This is a genomic window from Cupriavidus necator A5-1, from assembly GCF_000744095.1.
In the GTDB taxonomy this organism is placed as follows: Bacteria; Pseudomonadota; Gammaproteobacteria; order Burkholderiales; family Burkholderiaceae; genus Cupriavidus; species Cupriavidus necator_A.
Map to the genome: position 1 here is coordinate 4,667,119 of NZ_JQLI01000001.1, position 18,572 is coordinate 4,685,690.

Genomic DNA, 18,572 nt, shown 5'->3' on the forward strand with positions numbered 1-18,572 from the left:
CTTTTTATCCCTCGATAACGTCGGCGCCGTTGCCGCGGACATAGGGCACCGGACCGATGCCGCGCGCCGCCGCGAGAGTCTGGATGGCGTACTGGATCGAGAGCGCGTCATTGAGCGAGTGGAAGGTGCCGTCCTCGTTGAAGCTGACTTGCGCGCCTTCGATCCAGGCGATGGTGATGGTGTCCTCGGTGTTGTCCTCGGGGGTGTAGAAGGTGTGCACCGAGCCGCCGGGCTCGTACAGGTAGGAGCCGGCCGTCTGCGGCTGGTCGGGGTACTCGCGATACTTCCAGCAGCCCTGGATGGTCCACACCTGCGCCGTCCCGGTGTGGTAGTGAATCGGCAGGGAACAACCGGGTTCCACGATGGCCATGAAGACCCACTCTCCGCGCTCCGGGTCCAGGCGCAGCGGCTTGATGTGGATGCCCGGAAAGACGTCCTTGATCAGCGGGATCTGCTCGATGTTGACGGTCAGGAGCTTGTCCTGCGGCAGGGCGGGCAGCGGCAGCTTGGCGCCGGTGGACGTGGTGGGCTGCTCGAGAATTCTTGCAGTCATGAGTTGTCTCCGTTTGTTAGAGGATATGAATCAGTGGAAGGAAGCCGTCCTTTGACGACACAGAAGAGGCACGCCGGTCCGGCGGGAAACCCAGAGCTACGGCGGCAACGCGCCGGAGGAATAGAAGCGTCCAGCGCAACGATGAAGCCTGGCTAACCGCCGTCGGGCCTGCATGTCACTGGATACTGCTAAAGTTCTAATGTTGGAATGTTAGGGGCTAAGAAAGGATTTTTCATCCCTTGTTTACCCTAAAGGGCCCTTTAACCTTGCTTGCGCTCGCTAACTGCCCGGCGTTGGGGTTCGGTGATGGCGGGCACCGCCTTCAATGCGCACGCGGGGATGCCGATCTCTGAGACGTAGCGGTCACCCCGATACCATGTGACGCCTGCGTACAGCACGCCATCTAGCGTTTGTAGAGGCCGGTCAGGGTAGCCGTGGCGAGTGTGTTCTGGGAGATGAAGAAGCGCACCACAGCATTGGTCGGGTTGGCCGGCAACTCCAGTTCGGGAACGCCCAGCGCGTGCAAGGTGAAGATGTAGCGGTGCGCGGGCAAGCTCTTGGGCGGGCAGGGACCGCCGTAGCCGATGGCGCCGTAGTCGTTGGCGGCCTGAGTGCCGCTGGCGCCCAGGTCAGTGCCGTTGCTGGAGCCCAGGCCTGCGGCGAGCTGGGTGACGGACGAATTGATGTCGAACAGGATCCAGTGCCAGAAGCCACTGCCGGTGGGCGCGTCCGGGTCGTACAGCGTGAGCGCGAAACTCTTGGTGCCTTCCGGCGCGCCCTGCCATTGCAGCGCGGGCGAACGGTTCTGGCCGGTGCCGTCGTAGCCGTCGAACTCATGCACCAGTTGCAACGGATCCTGATCCTTGAATTCAGGCGATGTTAATGTGAAGTTGCTCATGCCATTTCCTTTCACTTGATTTAGTCACATCCTGCCGACAGGTGCGCCGTAGCCCGGGCATAGGCAGCGCCCATTTCCGTGATTGTCGGATTGCGGCGTAGCGTCAGGCCGCCACTGACCTGCAGGTCCTGTCCTGTCATGAAGCACGCTTCGCTTGCCAACCACAGCGCCGCTTCGGCGACGACGTCCACAGTGCCAATACGTCCGAGCGGATAGCAGGCCACGAAGGCCTGCAATATTTCGGGGGATGTTCAGGGCGTCACCCGACATCGGCGTGCGAGTGATGCCAGGAGAGATCGAATTGGCGCGAATTCCGAATTGGCCGAACTCGTTGGCCACACAGCGCACGACATGGTCGGTGCCAGCCTTGGTGCCCATATAGGCGGCATGGTTCTCGAGCATGATCGTCGCGGTCGCCGACGAGATCATGATGATCGAGCCCCCCGGCGTCGGATTTTCCCTCATGGCTTTCACGAGCGCCTGCATGAACTGAAACGGCGCCTTGAACTGGAGGCCCATGATCGCGTGTAGCTCTTCCTCACTCGTGTCTTCGAACGGCCGGAGAAGTCCCCAGCCTGTGGCGTTGATGCCGACATCGACGCGGCCGTAGCGCTCGCGCGCGAACGCGACTAGCGCATCGATGTCTTCCTTGCGCGTGAAGTCGCAAAGCCGGCTGGCGCCTCCGATTTCGCTGGCCAATTGTGCCAACGGCTCCGCGTGTCGCCCAGCCACAACCACGCTGGCGCCCTCGTCGGCGAAGCGCCGGGCAATGCACTGCCCCATGTTGTCTTTGCCTGCCGCGCCGACCACGATCACGACCTTACCAACCCTCAAACCTTTTCATGAAACTCTCCACTTGGCTGTGTTCATTCTCATGTCGAGAGCAGACGCAGCACGCTTTCGCGCAGGCCGCGCTCGGCGCTCGAGCCAGTAGTCCGCGCCGAAGCCAGCGCAGACCGCCCCGACGGCGTGGCAGTGTCTGCAGCAAGCGGTGGACCGGCTCCCGCACGATGTGTCCGAGGTACGTTGAAGCTGACTTTGACAGAGGTCATGAGCATAGATCCTTGTTCGGGCAGACCAGATACTTCGCGGCAGTGGCGCGCTTGCTGTAGATGGCGATCTCTTCGCGGCTTAACGCCTGCGCCAGCGACACGTCCTTGGTGTACGCGCTCGCGAAGGTCGTCTTCAGGTTCGACGCCACGCGCTGCTTCAGGCGCTGCACGGTCTCGGCGCCCGCCTTTTCCAGGAAATACGTGAGCAGCCAGCCGCAGAAGCTCCAGGCCATGCCGAAGCGGCCGCGCTCCAGGACGGCCGGGCCGCCGTCCAGCAGCCCGTACGAATAGACCTGCTTGTGTCGCGGCGAGCCATAGGGGCTGAAGGCCGTCATCTTGCGCGCGAGCGAGGCTTCCATCGCGGACAGGATCTGCCCGGCGAGCCGGCCGCCGCCCACGGCGTCGAATGCGATCGTCGCTCCGGTGGCGTCGATGGCGGCGAGCAGGGCTTCTTCGAAGTCCGGCGCGCTCGTGTCGACGACGAGCTTCGCGCCCTGCGAACGTAGCAGCGCGGCCTGCTCGGGCTTGCGCACGACGTTGACGAGATCGATGCCGTCTTCGAGGCAGATGCGGTTGAGCATCTGGCCCAGGCTCGACGCCGCCGCGGTGTGCACGAGCGCGCGATGCCCTTCGCTGCGCATCGTCTCGACCAAGCCGAGCGCGGTGAGCGGGTTGACGAAGCTCGAGGCGCCGTCGGCGGGCTCGGTGCCGTCGGGCAGCACCAGGCACATCTCGACGGGCACCGTCCGGTATTGCGAGAACATCGAGCCGCCGATCACGGCCACCGTCTTGCCGAGCAGGGCCTGCGCGGCCGGCGAATGGCCGGCAGCCACGACCACTCCGCAACCCTCGTTGCCGATCGGCAGCGATAGGCCGAGACGCGCGGCCATGTTGCCCAGCGCGCCGGTCGGCACCTGCGCGGTGACCACGGGCCGCGACGCGCTGCCGGTGGCGCGCAACGTATTCAGGTCAAGATCGGCACTGGCGAACAGCAGGACTTGATCGGATGGGTTGATCGGCGCGGCTTCGACGCGCACGAGCACCTCGCCGTCGGCAGGTTGCGGAACCTCGAACTCGGCCAGGGACAGCTCGAGTTCGCCATTCGTCTTCAGGAGCGAGCAGATCTGCAACGCTGTGTGCGGAACGGCTTTCATTCTGTTCTCTCTCATTTTGTTTTCCAAAGGAGGTCCGGACCTTCCGGTATCCGCTTCTTGATTTTCGAGACCGTGTGGACCTTCACCTGCTGAGCCCACGGTCCATCGATCGTCCCCAGATTCATGGTCTTGAGATGCGGCATGCCAAACTCGTCGGCAAGCTCCCTAGCGACTGTGCCAAGATCCATCGACAGGTTGGTGACAAGAATGTCGTCACCGTGCAATGCGAAGGTATTCGGCCAGAGAAGGCCTTTGGGTGCCCCCTTACGATCGATGCCTGCGAAGTCGCCGAGCTTGGCAATCACCCGGCCCTTGGTCGGCTCGAGCACGACAATCTCGTTGGACTGGTTGCACGCAACCCAGAGGTTGTCGCGCTCGTCGATGTGCAGACCGTCGGGCCCGGCGCCGACGCGGTTGACGAAGACTTCCGGCGTGCCGGGTTCGAGCGTCGGGCCGGTCAGCGGTATCTTGACGATGGTGTCATTCGCCGTATTGGCGACGAACAACGCCGTCTTCTTGTTGTTGAACACCAGGCCGTTCGCGCCGATCGCCCCCGCCCTCGGCTTGAGCAGCGGGCTCGTGACCCATGCCGCCCCTTCGCCGCCGTCCGGCCCGACCTTCCAGATGATGCCTTGGTGGGAGTCGGTCACGTACGCGTTGTCGGCGGCGTCGAACGTGATTGAGTTGAGGCCCGGGTTCACGCCCGTCACCGTCATGAACACTGAGGAGTCACCCGTCTTGGTATCAACGCTCAGGACTTTGCCGGCAATGTAATCGGCCACGAGCAACTTGCCCGTCCTGGGGTGGAAGTGGGTGTCGAGCAGCGATCTGCCCGAGCCCTTGACGCCCACAGTGCGCAGGTGCCTGCCCTTGCGGTCGAACACAACGAGCGTTCCCTCGCTCGACTCCGGTTTGTGCAGCGCCACCGTGGTGACGTAGACGTTGCCCTCGCGGTCCACGGTGATGCCCTCGGGATGCGCCTCTCCAGCAGGCAAGGTGGCGAAAGTTTCGACTTTGCCGCGCTCCCAGGCCGTGCTGACGAGTGGCGTCGCCAACAGGGGCAGCAGGACCAGCATCGTCCGGGTGATGTTCATTTTCATTTCGGAGTCTCCAATCTTTGTAGTGGTGGAGCGAGTTCCTGTGTCACCGGCGCGAACAGCACGAGGACGTGCCCGGCTCGCCGACGCTCGCGTAGTGCAGCCCGATGCCGTTCGGCAACGACACGTACTGATCGAGCTCGATATGCTGGCTCTTCAAGAAGCGGTTGCCAGCTTGCCTCCCGGATCGGTCGCAAACGGATCGCCCAGTCCGCCGTCCCCCAACACGGCGTCGAAGCGGGCCTGAACGGCGGGCAGCATCTCCGGGTGCGTGAACACGTAGAAGCGCTCGGTGCGGATCGCATCGAAGGTCAGTTGAGCAACCTCGGCCGCGGTAATCTTGTTGGAAGAGACATCCTTCTCAAACTGCGCCTTGGCCGCCAACTGCAACGCGCTCGGCGCCGCTGCGTTGGCAAGATCGGCCGGGCGATTGCGCTCCGACTGTGCGATCCCCGTGGGCACGAAGCCCGGGCAAAGCACCGACACGCCGATGCTGCTCTTGGCGAGCCGCAGGTCGTGATGCAGCGTTTCGGTCAGCGCCACGACGCCGTGCTTGCTGACGTTGTAGACGCCCAGCAGCGGCGGGCATAGCAAGCCGGCCACCGATGCGGTGTTGACGATATGGCCGGGCTCGCCCTGCGCATTCGCAGCGAGCATGCGCGGCACGAAGTGGCGGACGCCGTTCACCACGCCCGTGAGGTTCACGCTCATTACCCATTGCCAGTCGGCTTCAGTGGTTTCCCACAGCAGTCCGGAGCCGCCGACGCCGGCGTTGTTGAACAGCAGATGCACATTGCCGAACTCGCCGAAAGCGACGTCGGCGAGGCGCTGCACTTGCTCGCTCTTGGCAACATCCACTACCTCGGCGATCGCCCGCGTGCCGGCGGCTTGCATCTCCGCTGCCGTCGCATCGAGAGCATCGCGCTGCACATCGGCGAGCACGAGGTTCATGCCCAGTTGGCTGCCGATGCGCGCGAGTTCGCGGCCGAAGCCGCTGCCCGCGCCGGTGATCACCGCGACCTTACCTGCGAAGTCGTCCATGACTGTTCTCTCTTTCCGGTCAGGAACCGGCCACGTCGGCGCCGTTGCCGCGGACGTAGGGCACCGGACCGATGCCGCGCGCCGCCGCGAGAGTCTGGATGGCGTACTGGATCGAGAGCGCGTCATTGAGCGAGTGGAAGGTGCCGTCCTCGTTGAAGCTGACTTGCGCGCCTTCGATCCAGGCGATGGTGATGGTGTCCTCGGTGTTGTCCTCGGGGGTGTAGAAGGTGTGCACCGAGCCGCCGGGCTCGTACAGGTAGGAGCCGGCCGTCTGCGGCTGGTCGGGGTACTCGCGATACTTCCAGCAGCCCTGGATGGTCCACACCTGCGCCGTCCCGGTGTGGTAGTGAATCGGCAGGGAACAACCGGGTTCCACGATGGCCATGAAGACCCACTCTCCGCGCTCCGGGTCCAGGCGCAGCGGCTTGATGTGGATGCCCGGAAAGACGTCCTTGATCAGCGGGATCTGCTCGATGTTGACGGTCAGGAGCTTGTCCTGCGGCAGGGCGGGCAGCGGCAGCTTGGCGCCGGTGGACGTGGTGGGCTGCTCGAGAATTCTTGCAGTCATGAGTTGTCTCCGTTTGTTAGAGGATGTGAAACAGTGGAAGGAAGCTGCCCTTTGATGAGGAAGCCGGACGCAGGTCGCTCCTGCTGAGAGCGCAGGGAGGCGGCGGCCACGCGCGGAAGAAACAGGAAATCGCCAGGGGCGAGACCGAAGTCCTGCCCGTCGACACGCGCGTCGATCCGTCCGTCTTCGACGTAGAGAACCTGCTCGGCGGCAGGCTCGGTAGTGCAGACCGATGCGCTGCCGGCAGGCATGCGCAGCGCCGAGATGTCGACCCAGCGCGCGCCGGCGGTCTCGCGGTCGATGAGGGGAACCGTGCCGGTGCCGGCGTCGCCGGCGGCATGCACGCGCACCCGGCCTTGAGCGGGCAGGCGGCAGCGCCGTCGGGTTCCGTGATCGTGTGGGCCGGGTTCTCGCCATGAGGCGGCGCATAGACGACCAGCAGTCGCCCGGCTGGTCGCTGGTCACGCGAAACGAATGGAACGCGCCTCTGTCACTGCGTATCTCCTAAAATTCTAATGTTGGAATATTAGTGTCTCAAGAACGATTTTTCTGCCCCTTGTTTACCCTAGAGGCTGGACGAGGGGGCCTTTAGCTCTGCTTGCGCTCGCTAGCGGCCCGGCGTTGAGGTTCGGTAATGGCGGGCACCGCCTTCAATGCTGACGCGGGGATGTCGATTTCGGAGACGTAGCGGTCACCCCGATACCATGTGACGCCTGCGTACAGCACGCAGCCTTTGCCATCAAGAAGACGTCGCGACATCTTCGCGACGGGTGTGGCGAACGGGATTTTCAGCATGTCGCACAGGGGAAAATCCGCCGGCATCACGGTCATGCGTTGTCGCACACGTTTGCCCCGCGAGCCCAGTTCATCGAGCAGCGCGGCGAGCAGCTTTTTCTTCCTGGCGGTGTCCTTGGGCAACGAGTCGAAGACCGGGGTCAACACATAGATCTCCGCGTAGCAGAACGGCTCCCCGGAATAGGTGTGCAGCTTGCGGACACAGACGTATTCGTCGTCCGACCGGTCGCCCGGTCCGAGCAGTTCCTGCGGCACCCCGGTGCGGCGCCGGACTTCGAGTACCTCAAAGGCGAGCGCTTCAGGCGCGGCGAACGGATCGTTGATCGCCAGTTCGAGGTCGCCCGTGGCGGCGGGCAGGGCCGCCACGTGGGTCCCGATGCCTCGCTGGCTACGAATCAGCCCTTCCTTGGAAAGCAGCTCATACGCCTGCCGGACGGTAACGACGGCCACGCCCAAGTCAGCCGCGAGCTGGGTGATTGGCGGCAGCAGCATGCCGAGCGGATACTCGCCTTTTGCGATGCGGTACCTCAGCAACGAAGCCAGCCGCTGATATTGCGCAACGCCCCGTTCAGCCGACAGCTCCGCCCGCTCAATCCCCGTAGTTCGATCGTCCATCATTCCAGTTGCCTGACACTCAGAACATTGGAGTATGCACCAGAAGAACGGACAGGCGCTTAGCTTGCAGCAGTCAGTCGGCTGGAACCGGTAGCGTCGAGACGTGGCGCGGTGGCACCAGGTGCGGCGCGTTTCACTCTAGCGGTTTAGCGATTGCACGCCGACCGCTATATCGGCCGCGGTGGCCGCAAGGATCTCCCGATACGCCTTCACCACGCCCTCCACCTGCCCGGGCGCGGGCACCTCTGCTTCGGTGCGGCCGCTCAGGACCTTCCCGTCCGGCAGCCGCCGCACAGTCCAGGCGATGGTCGCCGCTGCCCGCTTGCCCACGTCGGCGTCGAGGGCTACCACGTCGGTCGTCACGCGGAATGCCGGCTGCGTCGCCGACAGGCCGCGCTGGTAGACATCCACCGCATCGAGGCTCGCCTGCAGTTGCTGCGACAGCGCATCGCGCAGTTCGTTGGGTAATGGCGACGTCCAGCGCGAGGTGTCGTACAGCCTGAGGCCACCGCTGTTGCCGTCACGCACCACCAGCTGAATGCGGTTCAGGCGCTCGGGCACGCGCACCGGCGTGACTTCGATCCATAAGGGGTCGCCGCTACGGCTGGCGCGCCCGGTCACGGGCGGCGCGGCGTCGGAGCGACTGGCCGCCAGCGTGTAGTAGCGCGCCTCGGGCGACGCGCAGCCGTTCATCAGGGTCGTGGCCGCGGCGGCCAGCGTAAGGAGCATCGTCAGGCGTTTCATCATTTCTCTTCCCTCTTGCCTTGCAGGAGCGCTTCGGGATGCCGCTCGAGATAATCGGTGAGCATGCGCAGCGAGACGGCTGTTTGCGTAAGTTCCTGCATCATCCTGCGCGTATCCTGTTGCAGCGATGCGTCGGGGGCCAGCGCGCCATTGGCCGTGGCGAGTGTGCGGCGCATATCCTGCAGCGCGGCGACCACCTGTGGTGCCACATCGCCATTGACCTGTGCCACGAGCTTGTCCGCCTTGACGAGCATCTTGTTCATCGACACCATCGCCGTGCGCGCGTCCTGCCCGATCTGGTCGAACGGCACCTTGCCGATCTTGGTGACGATGTCGCCAAGCTTGGCCTGCAGCTCGTCGAAGGTGCCCGGTGTGGTAGGGAGCTCAGGCACCGGCGCGTTCAGTTCCAGATCAACCGGCGAGGTCGCTTTCGGAAAGAAATCAAGTGCCACATACATCTGGCCGGTCAGCAGGTTGCCGGTGCGCAACTGCGCACGCATGCCGCGCTGTACCATGCTATGCACGATGGCGCGCTTGCGCGTGTCGTCAGCCACGTCCTTCTCGCGCAGACCCATGCGAGACGGATAGAGCTCCACCACGACGGGCATGCGGAAGGCCTTCTTGTCACGCTGGTATTCGATACCGATCGAGCGCACCTGCCCGACGGTCACGCCGCGGAAATCGACCGGCGCACCGGGCGACAGGCCGCGCACGGACTGATCGAAGTTGAGCACTGCCAGCGCGGGGGCGAGCTCGTCCGGTTCCTTCATGGCTTCGGACTGGTCCGCTGCCAGCAGGTACTCGGTGTTCTCCGCGGCCGGGGCATGCGCGGTGGAGTGCTCCGGGGCCTGGAAGGCTACGCCGCCAAGCATCACGGTGGCCAGCGACTGCGTGGACAACTTCAGTCCGTTCGCGTCGAGCTTGAGGTCGACACCGCTGGCGTGCCAGAAGCGCGTATCGGCGGAAACGAGCTTGTCATAGGGCTTGTCGACGAAGACCCGCAGCGTGATGTCGCGGCCGTTCGGTTCGAGCTGGTACGCCACCACATGGCCAACCCGCACGCGACGATAGTAGACCGGTGAGCCGATGTCGAGCGAGCCCAGGTCCTGCGCACGCAGCACGAACTGCCTGCCGGAGGCGTCAGTGGTGATGACCGGCGGATTCTCGAGCCCGGTGAAGCTGTGCGTGGTCTCGCCTGACTTGCCGGCATCCACGCCGATATATGCGCCCGATAGCAGCGTCTCCAGTCCGGACACGCCGCTCATGGCAAAGCGGGGCCGTACCACCCAGAAGCGTGTGTCGGCCACGGCGAAGTTTTTGGCGTCCTTGGTCAGCGCAATCGTCGCGATCACATGCGAACGGTCCGCTGCCAGCCGTGCCGTCTTGACCAGTCCGATATCGACGTCCTTGTAGCGCACGGCGGTCTTGCCTGGCGTCAGGCCTTCGGCAGTGCGGAATGTGACGGTGATCTCGGGCCCGCGCGACGCAAGCGTGCTGACCAGCAGCGAGAGTCCGACCACCGCGGCAACGATCGGGATCACCCAGACGAGGGAGGGTAGCCAGCGCGCGCGGGGCTTGCGTCCTGGCTGCGGTATATCGTTGGGCGGAGGATGGTTAACGTGTTCGGGCATTATCGGAGTGCTGTAATTCGATGGGGGAGGGCGACGTCTCGAGCGCATCCCACAGCAGACGGGGATCAAAGCTCAGTGACGCGAGCATGGTCAGTACGACAACCGAGGCAAAGGCCAGGGCTCCGGCACCGGGCGTAATCGTGGCCAGCGCCCCTGCACGCACCAGCGATGCCAGCAGTGCCACCACGAAGATATCGAGCATGGACCACCGGCCGATGACTTCGACCAGGGTGTAGAGCCTGGTCTGCTCGCGGATGCGCCAGGTCGATCCGCGGCGCACCGATAGCAGCAGCAAGGTCAGGATCATCATCTTCAGCAACGGGACGACGATGCTGGCGATCAGCACCACGATTGCCAGCATGTATGAGCCGGACAACCACAGATAGATCACGCCCGACATGATGGTGTCGCGCTGCGTGCCGAAAATTGACTGCGTCACCATGATCGGCAGCAGATTGGCCGGGATATACAGCAGGTAGGCGGCCAGCAGGAAGGCGCAGGCGCGCGCCAGGCTGGCCGGCTTGCGATGATGCAGTACGGTGCCGCAGCGCGGACACGGTTCGGCCTCGAGCGTCATGGGACTGAGGCGGTCACAGGTGTGGCACGACAGCAGTCCGCGCGAGGTGGCGGTGGGGTGGGGCGAGTGAGGCGCGGTCATGACGCGGCATCCCGCGAGCAGGCCGGTACGTCGGCTGCATCGTGCGCATCGAGGTGGTGCCAGAGTTCACGCGGGTCGAACGACAGGATGACGGCCAGTACGACCACCAGGGCACCGAACGACCAGAGCGCGACGCCAGGCACCACCTGCGCTATGGTCGACAGCTTCACCACCGTAACCAGCACGCCGATCATGAACACTTCGATCATGCCCCACGGCCGCGTCCGGCAAATGCCGCGCAAGATGCGCTCGAACCCGGGTGGCGTGCGCCGCTGCGCCATCGGCACGAGCAGGTAGCACATCATCAGCAACTCGGCCAGCGGAAACAGGATTGTCGTGGCGAACACGAGCATCGCCACCGGCGCCATGTCGTCCGCGTAGAGTGCCTGTACCGCGCTCCATAGCGTGGTCTCCATGCGCGAACCCTTGAGGTCCATGGCGACAATGGGGTACGCGTTGGAAATCAGAAGCAGAATCAAGGCGGTAACCACGAGCGGCAGCAAGCGGCGATAGGCTCGCGAACTGTCGCGATACAGCGCGCCGCCGCAGCGCAGGCACGTGGCACGCTCGTCCTGTTTCAGCGCCGCGCGCGTATGGAGTGCGTCGCAATGCTCGCATGCCACCAGCTTGTCCGGATCCTGCATGGCAACTGGCAGCGAGGCGTGGTTCTGATGCACATGTGTCCTGGGGAAAATGATCGGCCTCGTTGCGTGAGGCAAGCAGCGCGTGCGCGCACCGGAATCTTTCATGAGTTCCGTATTCTTTCACAAAATGACTGACGTGTCATCATGACACGTAGTATGTTATAAGAAGAGCACGGGCGCCGCTGCCGCCAACATGGCGTACGCCATGTTGGCGGCGTTGAAGCGGCGTATTGATATAATCGCCTCGTCACATAAGGTCCTCTAACTGAAGATGCCTGCCGATCCTGATCCCAAAGACCATCGCCCTCGCGTTGCCGCAGAACGTCGTGAACGGATGCGCAAGCGTCTCATTGAAAGCGCGATGATCGTTTTTGCGCAAAGGGGTGTCGGAGCCAGCGTGATCCCGGAAGTCATCGCGTCAGCTGGCGTCTCGCAAGGTTCCTTCTACAACTACTTCCGTACTAACGACGATCTGCTGGCGGCTGTCGGCGACGCGCTCAGTCACGACATGGTGCAAATGATCGAGAGCGTGGTCGGCGATATCGAAGACCCGGCGTTGCGTGTTGCAACGGGTATGCGCTTATACCTGCACCTTGCGCGCTCCTATCCTGTCGTGGCGCAATTTCTTTCCGGTACGGGCCTGCTTTTGGTCGGCAAGAAGAGTGCTGCCGTCTACGAATACCTTCCCTCGGATATCAAGGAAGGCCTGAAGACGGGCACGTTTGACGAGGCTTCGGCCGACGTTGCATTGGACATGGTTGCCGGCGCCGGGCTGATCGCTGTTCACCGCATGGCCAAGGGAAGAACGACCAGGGATTATCCCGAACGGATTGTCCGGGCGGTGTTGCGGTCGCTCGGCGTGCCTGCAGCGAGTGCGGTACGGTTGACCTCCGCGCCTTTGCCAAAGCTGGTGGCTCCGCCGGAGTCATTGCTCGAAAAGGCCCAGGAGAAGCTTGCCGCCAAGGCCGAGCCCTCCAACTAGCAGCCAGCGCTATGGCACATCGCTGATCGTTTCCGCGAGCAAGCCGTCGAATAGCGCTTCGCCCGCATGCAGCGGCGACCTGGATATCGCATCGGCCGCTGATTCCTCCACGCCCAAGGCGCGCAATGCCACGGCAGCGGCGAGCTCCGAAAAATCTTCGCGACATTCGGTGTCAAGCATGCTCTGCATGGCGCTCATTGCGGCTCCGGCAACGATATTGAACCCAAGGGCGATCGGCATGCGCTTGAAGCGATTGCGACGAACACCTTCCTCTATATCCCTGCGGACAAACTCCAGCATATTCGGTGCCTGGTAGCCCGCCCATCCGAGCCGGCCAAGGATGCCAGCCACACCCGGCTGGTGTACCGTAAGTATCGACGCCAGCCGTATTCCCCTGGCGATGTGCTCTGCGGGGTCGTCATGACCGCGCACAATGGGGTCGGCCGCCCGCACCCACTGTTCAGCAATCTTCCCCACAAGCTCCCGCACGATCGCGTCAGACGACGGAAAGTACTTGTAGAACGTTCCGCGTGAAACCCGTGCTGCCGAAATGATGTCGTCGATGGACGGCGTCGCGGCGCTGTTCTCCATCATCAAGCTCATCGCGCTGTTCAGCAACAGCGAGCGCATACGCTGCCGCCGCTTTGCCGCAACTCGCTGACGGTGGTCGCTAGTCTTCCACGGTTCTGTTTCAGCTGCGAATCTCGTCTGCTTCGGGGACATCGATCTGTTCTCTCCTCATGGTCAATGCGTCGACAACGCCGCGCGCGGAGCCTCCCGCGTCTACAGCCTAGGTCCGCCGCATCACTCCGCGCATAGCCATTGTCGTTGCGCACCACATCCTGCCGGCGCGCGCGCTTTCTTCGTCTCATGCGGTCCGGCACGAAAGAAGTAGCCCCGTCCTCACACACAAAATAAATTGTACGTCATCCTGACGTATAAGTCATTATGATGTATATTTCGGGCTCTCAGGAAGGGCGAAAGCCCGAACAGGCCTGCCGTCAATGACGCCAGCACGAGTCCGATTAGAGCGGCTCCGTGGCGTGGATCGCTGATGACTCGCAGGCGAGCGACGGACCTTAGTGGAGCGCAGAAATTGAACAGGAACCTTCGAGCGGCAGCTCTTACTATCATTGCGGCGCACCTGCTGGCCGCGTGTACACCGGGTCCAGAACCCGAACGCAAGGATGTGAGGCCGGTGCGGACAGTGGTCGCCGGACGCACCGCCGAGTCGGTCGGTGCGACCTATTCAGGCGAGATTCGTGCGCGTTACGAAAGTCAGTTGGGCTTCCGCACGGCCGGCAAGATCGTCGCGCGCATGGTGGAAGTCGGGAGCCATGTCAAGCGCGGCCAGCCGTTGTTCCAACTCGATCCCACGCAGGAAACGTTGCAGGTAGCCGCAGCGGGTGCGGAGGCTGATGCGGCAAGAGGCCGGGTAGCCCAGGCGCGGGTGGACGTTAAGCGTACCGAGCAACTGCTCGCCCAGAACTTTGCCTCGCAAGCCGAGCTGGACCAGCAGCGGCTGGCGCTTAACCAGGCGGAAGCACAACTGCGTTCGGCACTGGCGCGCCAGCAGCTGAATGCCAACATGCGCGGATTTACCACGCTCGTATCCGACCGCGATGGCGTGGTCAGCGCAATCAACGCGGAAGCTGGCCAAGTGGTTGCAGCCGGGCAGACGGTCGCCACCGTCGCGGCTGACGGCGAACGCGAGGTCTCGATCAGTATTCCGGAGTCGCGAGTCGACGAACTACGTAAGGCGCCGACGCTGACGATCACGGTATGGGCGCATCCGGACAGGGCATGGACGGGCAAGCTCCGGGAGCTTGCGCCGGACGCGGACAGCGTCACGCGGACGTACTCGGCGCGCATCTCCATTCAGGAGTCGGATCCGGAATTGCTGCGGTTAGGCATGACGGCGTCGGTCATCGCCCCCGACGTGGATGGCACTGGCGTAGTCCGCGTGCCGCTGACCGCCATCGTCGATCATGAACGTGGCCGCCACGTATGGGTGGTCGACCCGAAGACGTCGCGGGTGATCGCGCGTGAAGTCAAGCTGGGCGCCGCGCAGAACGACAGCGTGATCGTGGTTGGGGGACTGGCGGGCGGAGAGACCGTGGTGAGTGCCGGCGTGCACATGCTGCAGGCTGGCCAGCAGGTGAAGGTGGCCGAGGCGGTAACTGTTGCCAAGGCGGGAGGGGTGAAGTGAAAGGTATCAACCTGTCCGAATGGGCGCTGAAGCACCAGCAGATGATCGCGTTCCTGCTGTTGTTGTTGTCCGTGGCCGGCGTGCTGGCCTACAGCAGCCTGGGCCAGAAGGAAGACCCCGAGTTCACGATCAAGACCATGGTTGTGCAGGCGTACTGGCCGGGAAGCTCCGCGCAGCAGATGGCCGACCAGGTCACCGACAAGATCGAGCGCAAGCTGCAAGAGGTCGCGGAGATCGACTATACGTCCACCTATGTGAAGCCGGGCGAAACGCAGGTCAAGGTCAACCTGCGCGAGGACGTACCACCGGGCGCCGTGCCGGATGTGTGGTACCAGGTCCGCAAGAAGATGGGCGACATCCAGCATACCTTGCCACAGGGCACGCAGGGCCCATTCTTCAATGACGAGTTTGGGGACACCTTCGGTAACCTCTATGCCATCACGGGCGACGGCTTCGACTATGACGACCTGAGACGGATTGCGGACGCCGCGCGTAATGAGTTCCTTCGTGTCGGCGACGTCAACAAGGTCGACCTCGTAGGCAAGCAGGAACAGAAGATCTATGTGGAAGTCTCCACCGCCAAGCTCGCCTCGCTGGGGATCGACCCGGCACTGATCGCGTCGACGCTCGCACAAACCAATGCCGTGACATCGGGCGGGACGGTGCAAACCACCGCGGAACAAGTACGGTTGGCTGTCAGTGGCGAGTTTGACTCGGTCGAGAAAATTCGCGCCATCGGCATCCGTGCCGGCCAGCGTACCTTTCGCCTTGGCGATATCGCAGACGTCCGTCGCGGCTTTGTGGAGCCTGCCACCTCGAGGATGCGCTTCAACGGCAACGAGGCGATTGGACTTGCGGTGAGCATGCGCAAGGGCGGTGATGTGATCCGGCTTGGCACAAAGCTTGACGAAGCGGTAAAGCGCGTCGAGTCCAATCTGCCGGTGGGCGTGCAGATCCATGCGGTCAGCGACCAGCCACGTATCGTCGAGCATTCCGTTTTCGAGTTCAAGAAGAGTCTGGCCGAGGCGGTGGTCATTGTGCTCGTTGTGAGCTTCCTCTCGCTGGGCTTGCGGACCGGGCTGGTCGTCGCGCTCAGCATCCCGCTCGTGCTGGCCATGACATTCCTGGCGATGTACGTGATAGGCATCGACTTGCAACGCATCTCGCTGGGCGCGCTGATCATTGCGCTCGGACTGTTGGTGGACGACGCCATCATTGCCGTCGAAATGATGGCGCTGAAACTCGAGCAGGGCTGGGACAAGTTCCGCGCCGCCACATACGCCTACACGGCCACCGCATTCCCGATGCTCACCGGGACGCTGATTACTGCGGCAGGCTTTCTTCCGGTCGGCTTTGCGAAGTCGGGAACGGGCGAATATGTGTACTCCCTGTTCCAGGTGGTGGGCATTTCGCTGGTGTTGTCCTGGATCGTGGCCGTCCTCTTTACACCTTACATCGGCTTCAAGCTGTTGAAGGAGCATGCGCACGCATCGCATGACGAGGATGCGGTCTACCAGCGCGGCTTCTATGTCAAGTTCCGACACTTCATCGACTTCTGCCTGAAGCAGCGCGTGTGGGTGATCGGCATCACGCTCGCTGCGTTCATGGGCTCACTGTTGCTGTTCAAGGCAATACCCCAGCAATTCTTTCCGGCATCTGACCGGCCTGAACTCATTGTGGACCTGTGGATGCCGAAGGCGTCGACCTTCGAGGCGAGTCAGCGCGAGGTCCAGAACCTGGAAGGTCTGCTCAAGGGCGATCCGGACATTGCGGCGGTGACCAGCTTTGTTGGCAACGGTGCGCCGCGATTCTACCTGCCTCTTGATGTGCAGACGCCCAATCTGAATCTGGGCGAGATGCTGGTGATGACCAAGGGCGGTGAGGCGCGGGAGCGGGTAAAGGAAAAGCTCGAGAAGCTGTTCGACGGAAGATTCCCGAATGTGCGGGGCCGCGTCAATCACCTGGAGAACGGTCCGCCTGTCGGTTACCCGGTGCAGTTCCGCGTGTACGGGCAGGACAACGCAAAGGTTCGTGCAATCGGGCAGCAGGTGGCGAACATCATGCGTGAACAGCCGCACGTTCGCCAGGTCGACCAGGATTGGGGTGAACGCATCAAGCGTGTGCAGGTCGACGTCGACCAAGACAAGGCGCGTGCACTGGGTGTCAGCTCAGGCCAGATCAAAGAGGCCCTTGAGGCCTCGCTGTCGGGCACGCCGATCACGCAGTACCGCGAGGAAGACCAGGGCATCGACGTGGTCTCGCGCCTTGTCGCGGCGGAACGCACGGACTTGAACAACCTGAAGGACGCAAAGATCTATGTGCGCGACGGCAAGTTTGTACCGGTTTCGCAAGTAGCCCGACTCAACGCTTGACAGCGAGGACAGCGAACTGTGGCGGCGTAACCGTGTACCCACGCTGACGGTTCGCGCCGATATCGCGGGGGCGCAGGCACCCGACGTCACGCGTGCACTGCAGCCGAAGCTCGACGCACTGGAAAAGGATCTTCCGCTCGGCTATGGCATCGAGATTGGCGGCGCTTACGAATCGAGTGCAAAGGCCCAGCGTTCTGTTTTCGCGGTGATGCCTGTGACGATCATCGCGGTGCTCCTGCTGCTGATGATTCAACTGCAGGACATGAGAAAGATGGCGATGGTCCTGCTGACAGCGCCGCTCGGGCTGATCGGGGTCAGCATCATCATGGCTGCGTTCCGGATTCCATTTGGTTTTGTCGCCATGTTGGGCGTGATCGCCCTCGCTGGAATGATCATCCGCAACTCGGTGATCCTGGTCGTGCAGATCGATCAGGACGTGGCCGCGGGTGTCGCAATTGTGGACGGCCATCCGTCGAGGCCGCGGTGCGACGGCTGCGTCCCATCGTACTGACTGCCCTGGCGGCGATTCTGGCGATGGTGCCGCTTACCCACTCCGTGTTCTGGGGCCCCATGGCGTGGCAATCATGGGAGGCTCGCCGTTGCCAACGGTACTGACCCTCGTCTTCCTTCCCGCCCTGTATGCGACCTGGTACCGGGCCAAGCGTCCTGCGACCGTCTGATCGCAAATGTGACGATGAGAGTTATTTCGATGAAAAGATTGAGTATGGCCCTGCGGGCCGGGCAGGTGGCTTTGGGCTGCATGCTTTCCTGAACGCTGGCGAGTCGGGCGCTATCGATCTCCGTGGCGGCCTATCAGCAGGCATTGGCGCATGATCCGACGAGCCTCGCTGCAAATGATGCGCTCACGGCGGGGCGGGAGAAGGCAGTGCAGGGCGACGCCTTGCTGCGTCCCCGCGTAAGCCTCCAGGCGACACTGGACCGGATCAACAATCGTTCGTCCGGCAACCCGCCGGCCGACGTCGCGCCGTTGGTATCCAGCGATAGTTCGGGAACTGCGCGGCAGGCCGGCGTGGTGCTGGTTCAGCCGCTGTACGACAGGACCGCGGTAGCCACGAGGAAGCAGTTCCGCGAGCAATCAAACCTGGCGCAGACACAATTCGACCAGTCTCGCCAGGATCTGGCCTTGCGGGTGGCCGAGGCATACTTCGGCGTGGTATTGGGCGAGGAAACACTCCGTGTGGTGCAAGCCGAGAAGGCGGCCTTGCGGCAGCAACGCGACCGCGCGAAGGCGCGCTTTGACATCGGCCAGGGCAAGATCACCGATCTTCATGAAGCCCAGGCGCGCCTGGATGGGGTGGAGAGTCGCGAAGTCACGGCGCAGTCTGCGCTGGAGCAACGACGCACGCGATTCCAGGAAACCGTCGGCATGCCGCCCGATCAGCTCAGCGGGCTGGCCAATTCGCGCCGCGGCCGCCGGAACCGGACAATCTCACGACGTGGCAGGCAAAGGGTGAAGAACAGAGCTACCTCGTCAAGACCAGGCAGTCGGAGCTCGACATTGCCGGCGCGGAGATCGACAAGTACCGCGTCAGCAGTCG

General features: G+C 63.2%; 17 protein-coding genes and 2 pseudogenes. 4 read left to right on the top strand and 15 right to left on the bottom strand.

Going from position 1 to position 18,572, the window contains the following annotated elements; genetic code table 11:
- Positions 1–4: 4 nt before the first annotated feature.
- The 14 genes and pseudogenes from K307_RS20815 to K307_RS20875 form a co-directional block, all read right to left on the bottom strand.
- Complete coding sequence (locus tag K307_RS20815; protein WP_042880926.1) at positions 5–553, bottom strand: 2,4'-dihydroxyacetophenone dioxygenase family protein; 549 nt, start codon at positions 551–553, stop codon at positions 5–7.
- Between the two features lie 403 nt (positions 554–956).
- Positions 957–1,451 (bottom strand): YbhB/YbcL family Raf kinase inhibitor-like protein, encoded by a 495-nt coding sequence (locus K307_RS20820; protein ID WP_042880929.1) that lies wholly within the window; start codon positions 1,449–1,451, stop codon positions 957–959.
- Between the two features lie 20 nt (positions 1,452–1,471).
- Entirely contained in the window at positions 1,472–1,675 is a 204-nt protein-coding gene (locus K307_RS50390; RefSeq protein ID WP_329955907.1) for an SDR family oxidoreductase, read from the bottom strand.
- 91 nt (positions 1,676–1,766) lie between these two features.
- A pseudogene (locus tag K307_RS50395) lies at positions 1,767–2,234 on the bottom strand (SDR family NAD(P)-dependent oxidoreductase); the annotation flags it as partial.
- Between the two features lie 265 nt (positions 2,235–2,499).
- Complete coding sequence (locus K307_RS20830; protein WP_042880930.1) at positions 2,500–3,657, bottom strand: zinc-binding dehydrogenase; 1,158 nt, start codon at positions 3,655–3,657, stop codon at positions 2,500–2,502.
- An 11-nt stretch (positions 3,658–3,668) separates the two neighbouring features.
- Positions 3,669–4,757 carry an SMP-30/gluconolactonase/LRE family protein gene (locus K307_RS20835; protein WP_230625792.1) on the bottom strand — a complete coding sequence of 363 codons (1,089 nt, stop codon included), beginning with the start codon at positions 4,755–4,757 and terminating at the stop codon, positions 3,669–3,671.
- Positions 4,758–4,910: 153 nt separating this feature from the next.
- A complete protein-coding gene (locus tag K307_RS20840; RefSeq protein WP_042880931.1) occupies positions 4,911–5,795 on the bottom strand; it encodes an SDR family oxidoreductase in 885 nt (294 codons plus the stop codon).
- A 19-nt stretch (positions 5,796–5,814) separates the two neighbouring features.
- Entirely contained in the window at positions 5,815–6,363 is a 549-nt protein-coding gene (locus K307_RS20845) for a 2,4'-dihydroxyacetophenone dioxygenase family protein (protein WP_042880933.1), read from the bottom strand.
- Entirely contained in the window at positions 6,360–6,707 is a 348-nt protein-coding gene (locus K307_RS20850) for a hypothetical protein (protein ID WP_155301188.1), read from the bottom strand. The genes K307_RS20845 and K307_RS20850 overlap by 4 nt, the downstream gene beginning before the upstream one ends.
- A 244-nt stretch (positions 6,708–6,951) precedes the next feature.
- Entirely contained in the window at positions 6,952–7,776 is an 825-nt protein-coding gene (locus K307_RS20855) for a GntR family transcriptional regulator (protein WP_042880937.1), read from the bottom strand.
- A 135-nt stretch (positions 7,777–7,911) separates the two neighbouring features.
- Positions 7,912–8,520 (bottom strand): PqiC family protein, encoded by a 609-nt coding sequence (locus tag K307_RS20860; RefSeq protein ID WP_042880938.1) that lies wholly within the window; start codon positions 8,518–8,520, stop codon positions 7,912–7,914.
- Positions 8,517–10,148 carry an intermembrane transport protein PqiB gene (locus tag K307_RS20865; RefSeq protein ID WP_042880941.1) on the bottom strand — a complete coding sequence of 544 codons (1,632 nt, stop codon included), beginning with the start codon at positions 10,146–10,148 and terminating at the stop codon, positions 8,517–8,519. The genes K307_RS20860 and K307_RS20865 overlap by 4 nt, the downstream gene beginning before the upstream one ends.
- Positions 10,132–10,806, bottom strand: a complete 675-nt coding sequence (locus K307_RS20870) for a paraquat-inducible protein A (protein WP_042880942.1) — start codon at positions 10,804–10,806, stop codon at positions 10,132–10,134. Before K307_RS20870 ends, K307_RS20865 begins: the two co-directional genes overlap by 17 nt.
- The gene (locus K307_RS20875) at positions 10,803–11,450 is read right to left on the bottom strand and encodes a paraquat-inducible protein A (protein ID WP_042880943.1); all 648 of its coding nucleotides are present in this window, start codon (positions 11,448–11,450) and stop codon (positions 10,803–10,805) included. The genes K307_RS20870 and K307_RS20875 overlap by 4 nt, the downstream gene beginning before the upstream one ends.
- A gap of 334 nt (positions 11,451–11,784) precedes the next feature.
- On the opposite strand from K307_RS20875, the gene K307_RS20880 reads away from it, so the two are divergent.
- A complete protein-coding gene (locus K307_RS20880; RefSeq protein ID WP_042880945.1) occupies positions 11,785–12,432 on the top strand; it encodes a TetR/AcrR family transcriptional regulator in 648 nt (215 codons plus the stop codon).
- Positions 12,433–12,441: 9 nt separating this feature from the next.
- On the opposite strand, the gene K307_RS20885 is transcribed toward K307_RS20880, so the two are convergent.
- Positions 12,442–13,062, bottom strand: coding sequence for a TetR/AcrR family transcriptional regulator (locus tag K307_RS20885; RefSeq protein WP_230625793.1), 621 nt, complete (start codon positions 13,060–13,062; stop codon positions 12,442–12,444).
- A 466-nt stretch (positions 13,063–13,528) separates the two neighbouring features.
- Between K307_RS20885 and K307_RS20890 the strand changes: the two genes are divergently transcribed.
- The 3 genes and pseudogenes from K307_RS20890 to K307_RS20900 form a co-directional block, all read left to right on the top strand.
- Positions 13,529–14,641: an efflux RND transporter periplasmic adaptor subunit gene (locus tag K307_RS20890; protein ID WP_042880947.1), complete on the top strand. Its 1,113-nt coding sequence runs from the start codon at positions 13,529–13,531 to the stop codon at positions 14,639–14,641.
- Positions 14,642–14,682: 41 nt separating this feature from the next.
- Positions 14,683–17,693 (top strand): annotated as a pseudogene (locus tag K307_RS20895) (efflux RND transporter permease subunit).
- Positions 17,694–17,815: 122 nt separating this feature from the next.
- Positions 17,816–18,572, top strand: a 757-nt coding sequence (locus tag K307_RS20900) for a TolC family protein (RefSeq protein ID WP_042880948.1), incomplete at its 3' end; no start/stop codon positions are given.

What these genes read in the sequence shown, in the direction of transcription:
- K307_RS20835 (WP_230625792.1), bottom strand. Translation starts at nt 4,757, where the DNA reads ATGAAAATGAACATCACCCGGACGATGCTGGTCCTGCTGCCCCTGTTG.
- K307_RS20865 (WP_042880941.1), bottom strand. Translation starts at nt 10,148, where the DNA reads ATGCCCGAACACGTTAACCATCCTCCGCCCAACGATATACCGCAGCCA.
- K307_RS20830 (WP_042880930.1), bottom strand. Translation starts at nt 3,657, where the DNA reads ATGAAAGCCGTTCCGCACACAGCGTTGCAGATCTGCTCGCTCCTGAAG.
- K307_RS20880 (WP_042880945.1), top strand. Translation starts at nt 11,785, where the DNA reads ATGCGCAAGCGTCTCATTGAAAGCGCGATGATCGTTTTTGCGCAAAGG.
- K307_RS20875 (WP_042880943.1), bottom strand. Translation starts at nt 11,450, where the DNA reads ATGCAGGATCCGGACAAGCTGGTGGCATGCGAGCATTGCGACGCACTC.
- K307_RS20845 (WP_042880933.1), bottom strand. Translation starts at nt 6,363, where the DNA reads ATGACTGCAAGAATTCTCGAGCAGCCCACCACGTCCACCGGCGCCAAG.
- K307_RS20815 (WP_042880926.1), bottom strand. Translation starts at nt 553, where the DNA reads ATGACTGCAAGAATTCTCGAGCAGCCCACCACGTCCACCGGCGCCAAG.
- K307_RS20860 (WP_042880938.1), bottom strand. Translation starts at nt 8,520, where the DNA reads ATGATGAAACGCCTGACGATGCTCCTTACGCTGGCCGCCGCGGCCACG.
- K307_RS20820 (WP_042880929.1), bottom strand. Translation starts at nt 1,451, where the DNA reads ATGAGCAACTTCACATTAACATCGCCTGAATTCAAGGATCAGGATCCG.
- K307_RS20840 (WP_042880931.1), bottom strand. Translation starts at nt 5,795, where the DNA reads ATGGACGACTTCGCAGGTAAGGTCGCGGTGATCACCGGCGCGGGCAGC.
- K307_RS20885 (WP_230625793.1), bottom strand. Translation starts at nt 13,062, where the DNA reads ATGCGCTCGCTGTTGCTGAACAGCGCGATGAGCTTGATGATGGAGAAC.
- K307_RS20855 (WP_042880937.1), bottom strand. Translation starts at nt 7,776, where the DNA reads ATGATGGACGATCGAACTACGGGGATTGAGCGGGCGGAGCTGTCGGCT.
- K307_RS20870 (WP_042880942.1), bottom strand. Translation starts at nt 10,806, where the DNA reads ATGACCGCGCCTCACTCGCCCCACCCCACCGCCACCTCGCGCGGACTG.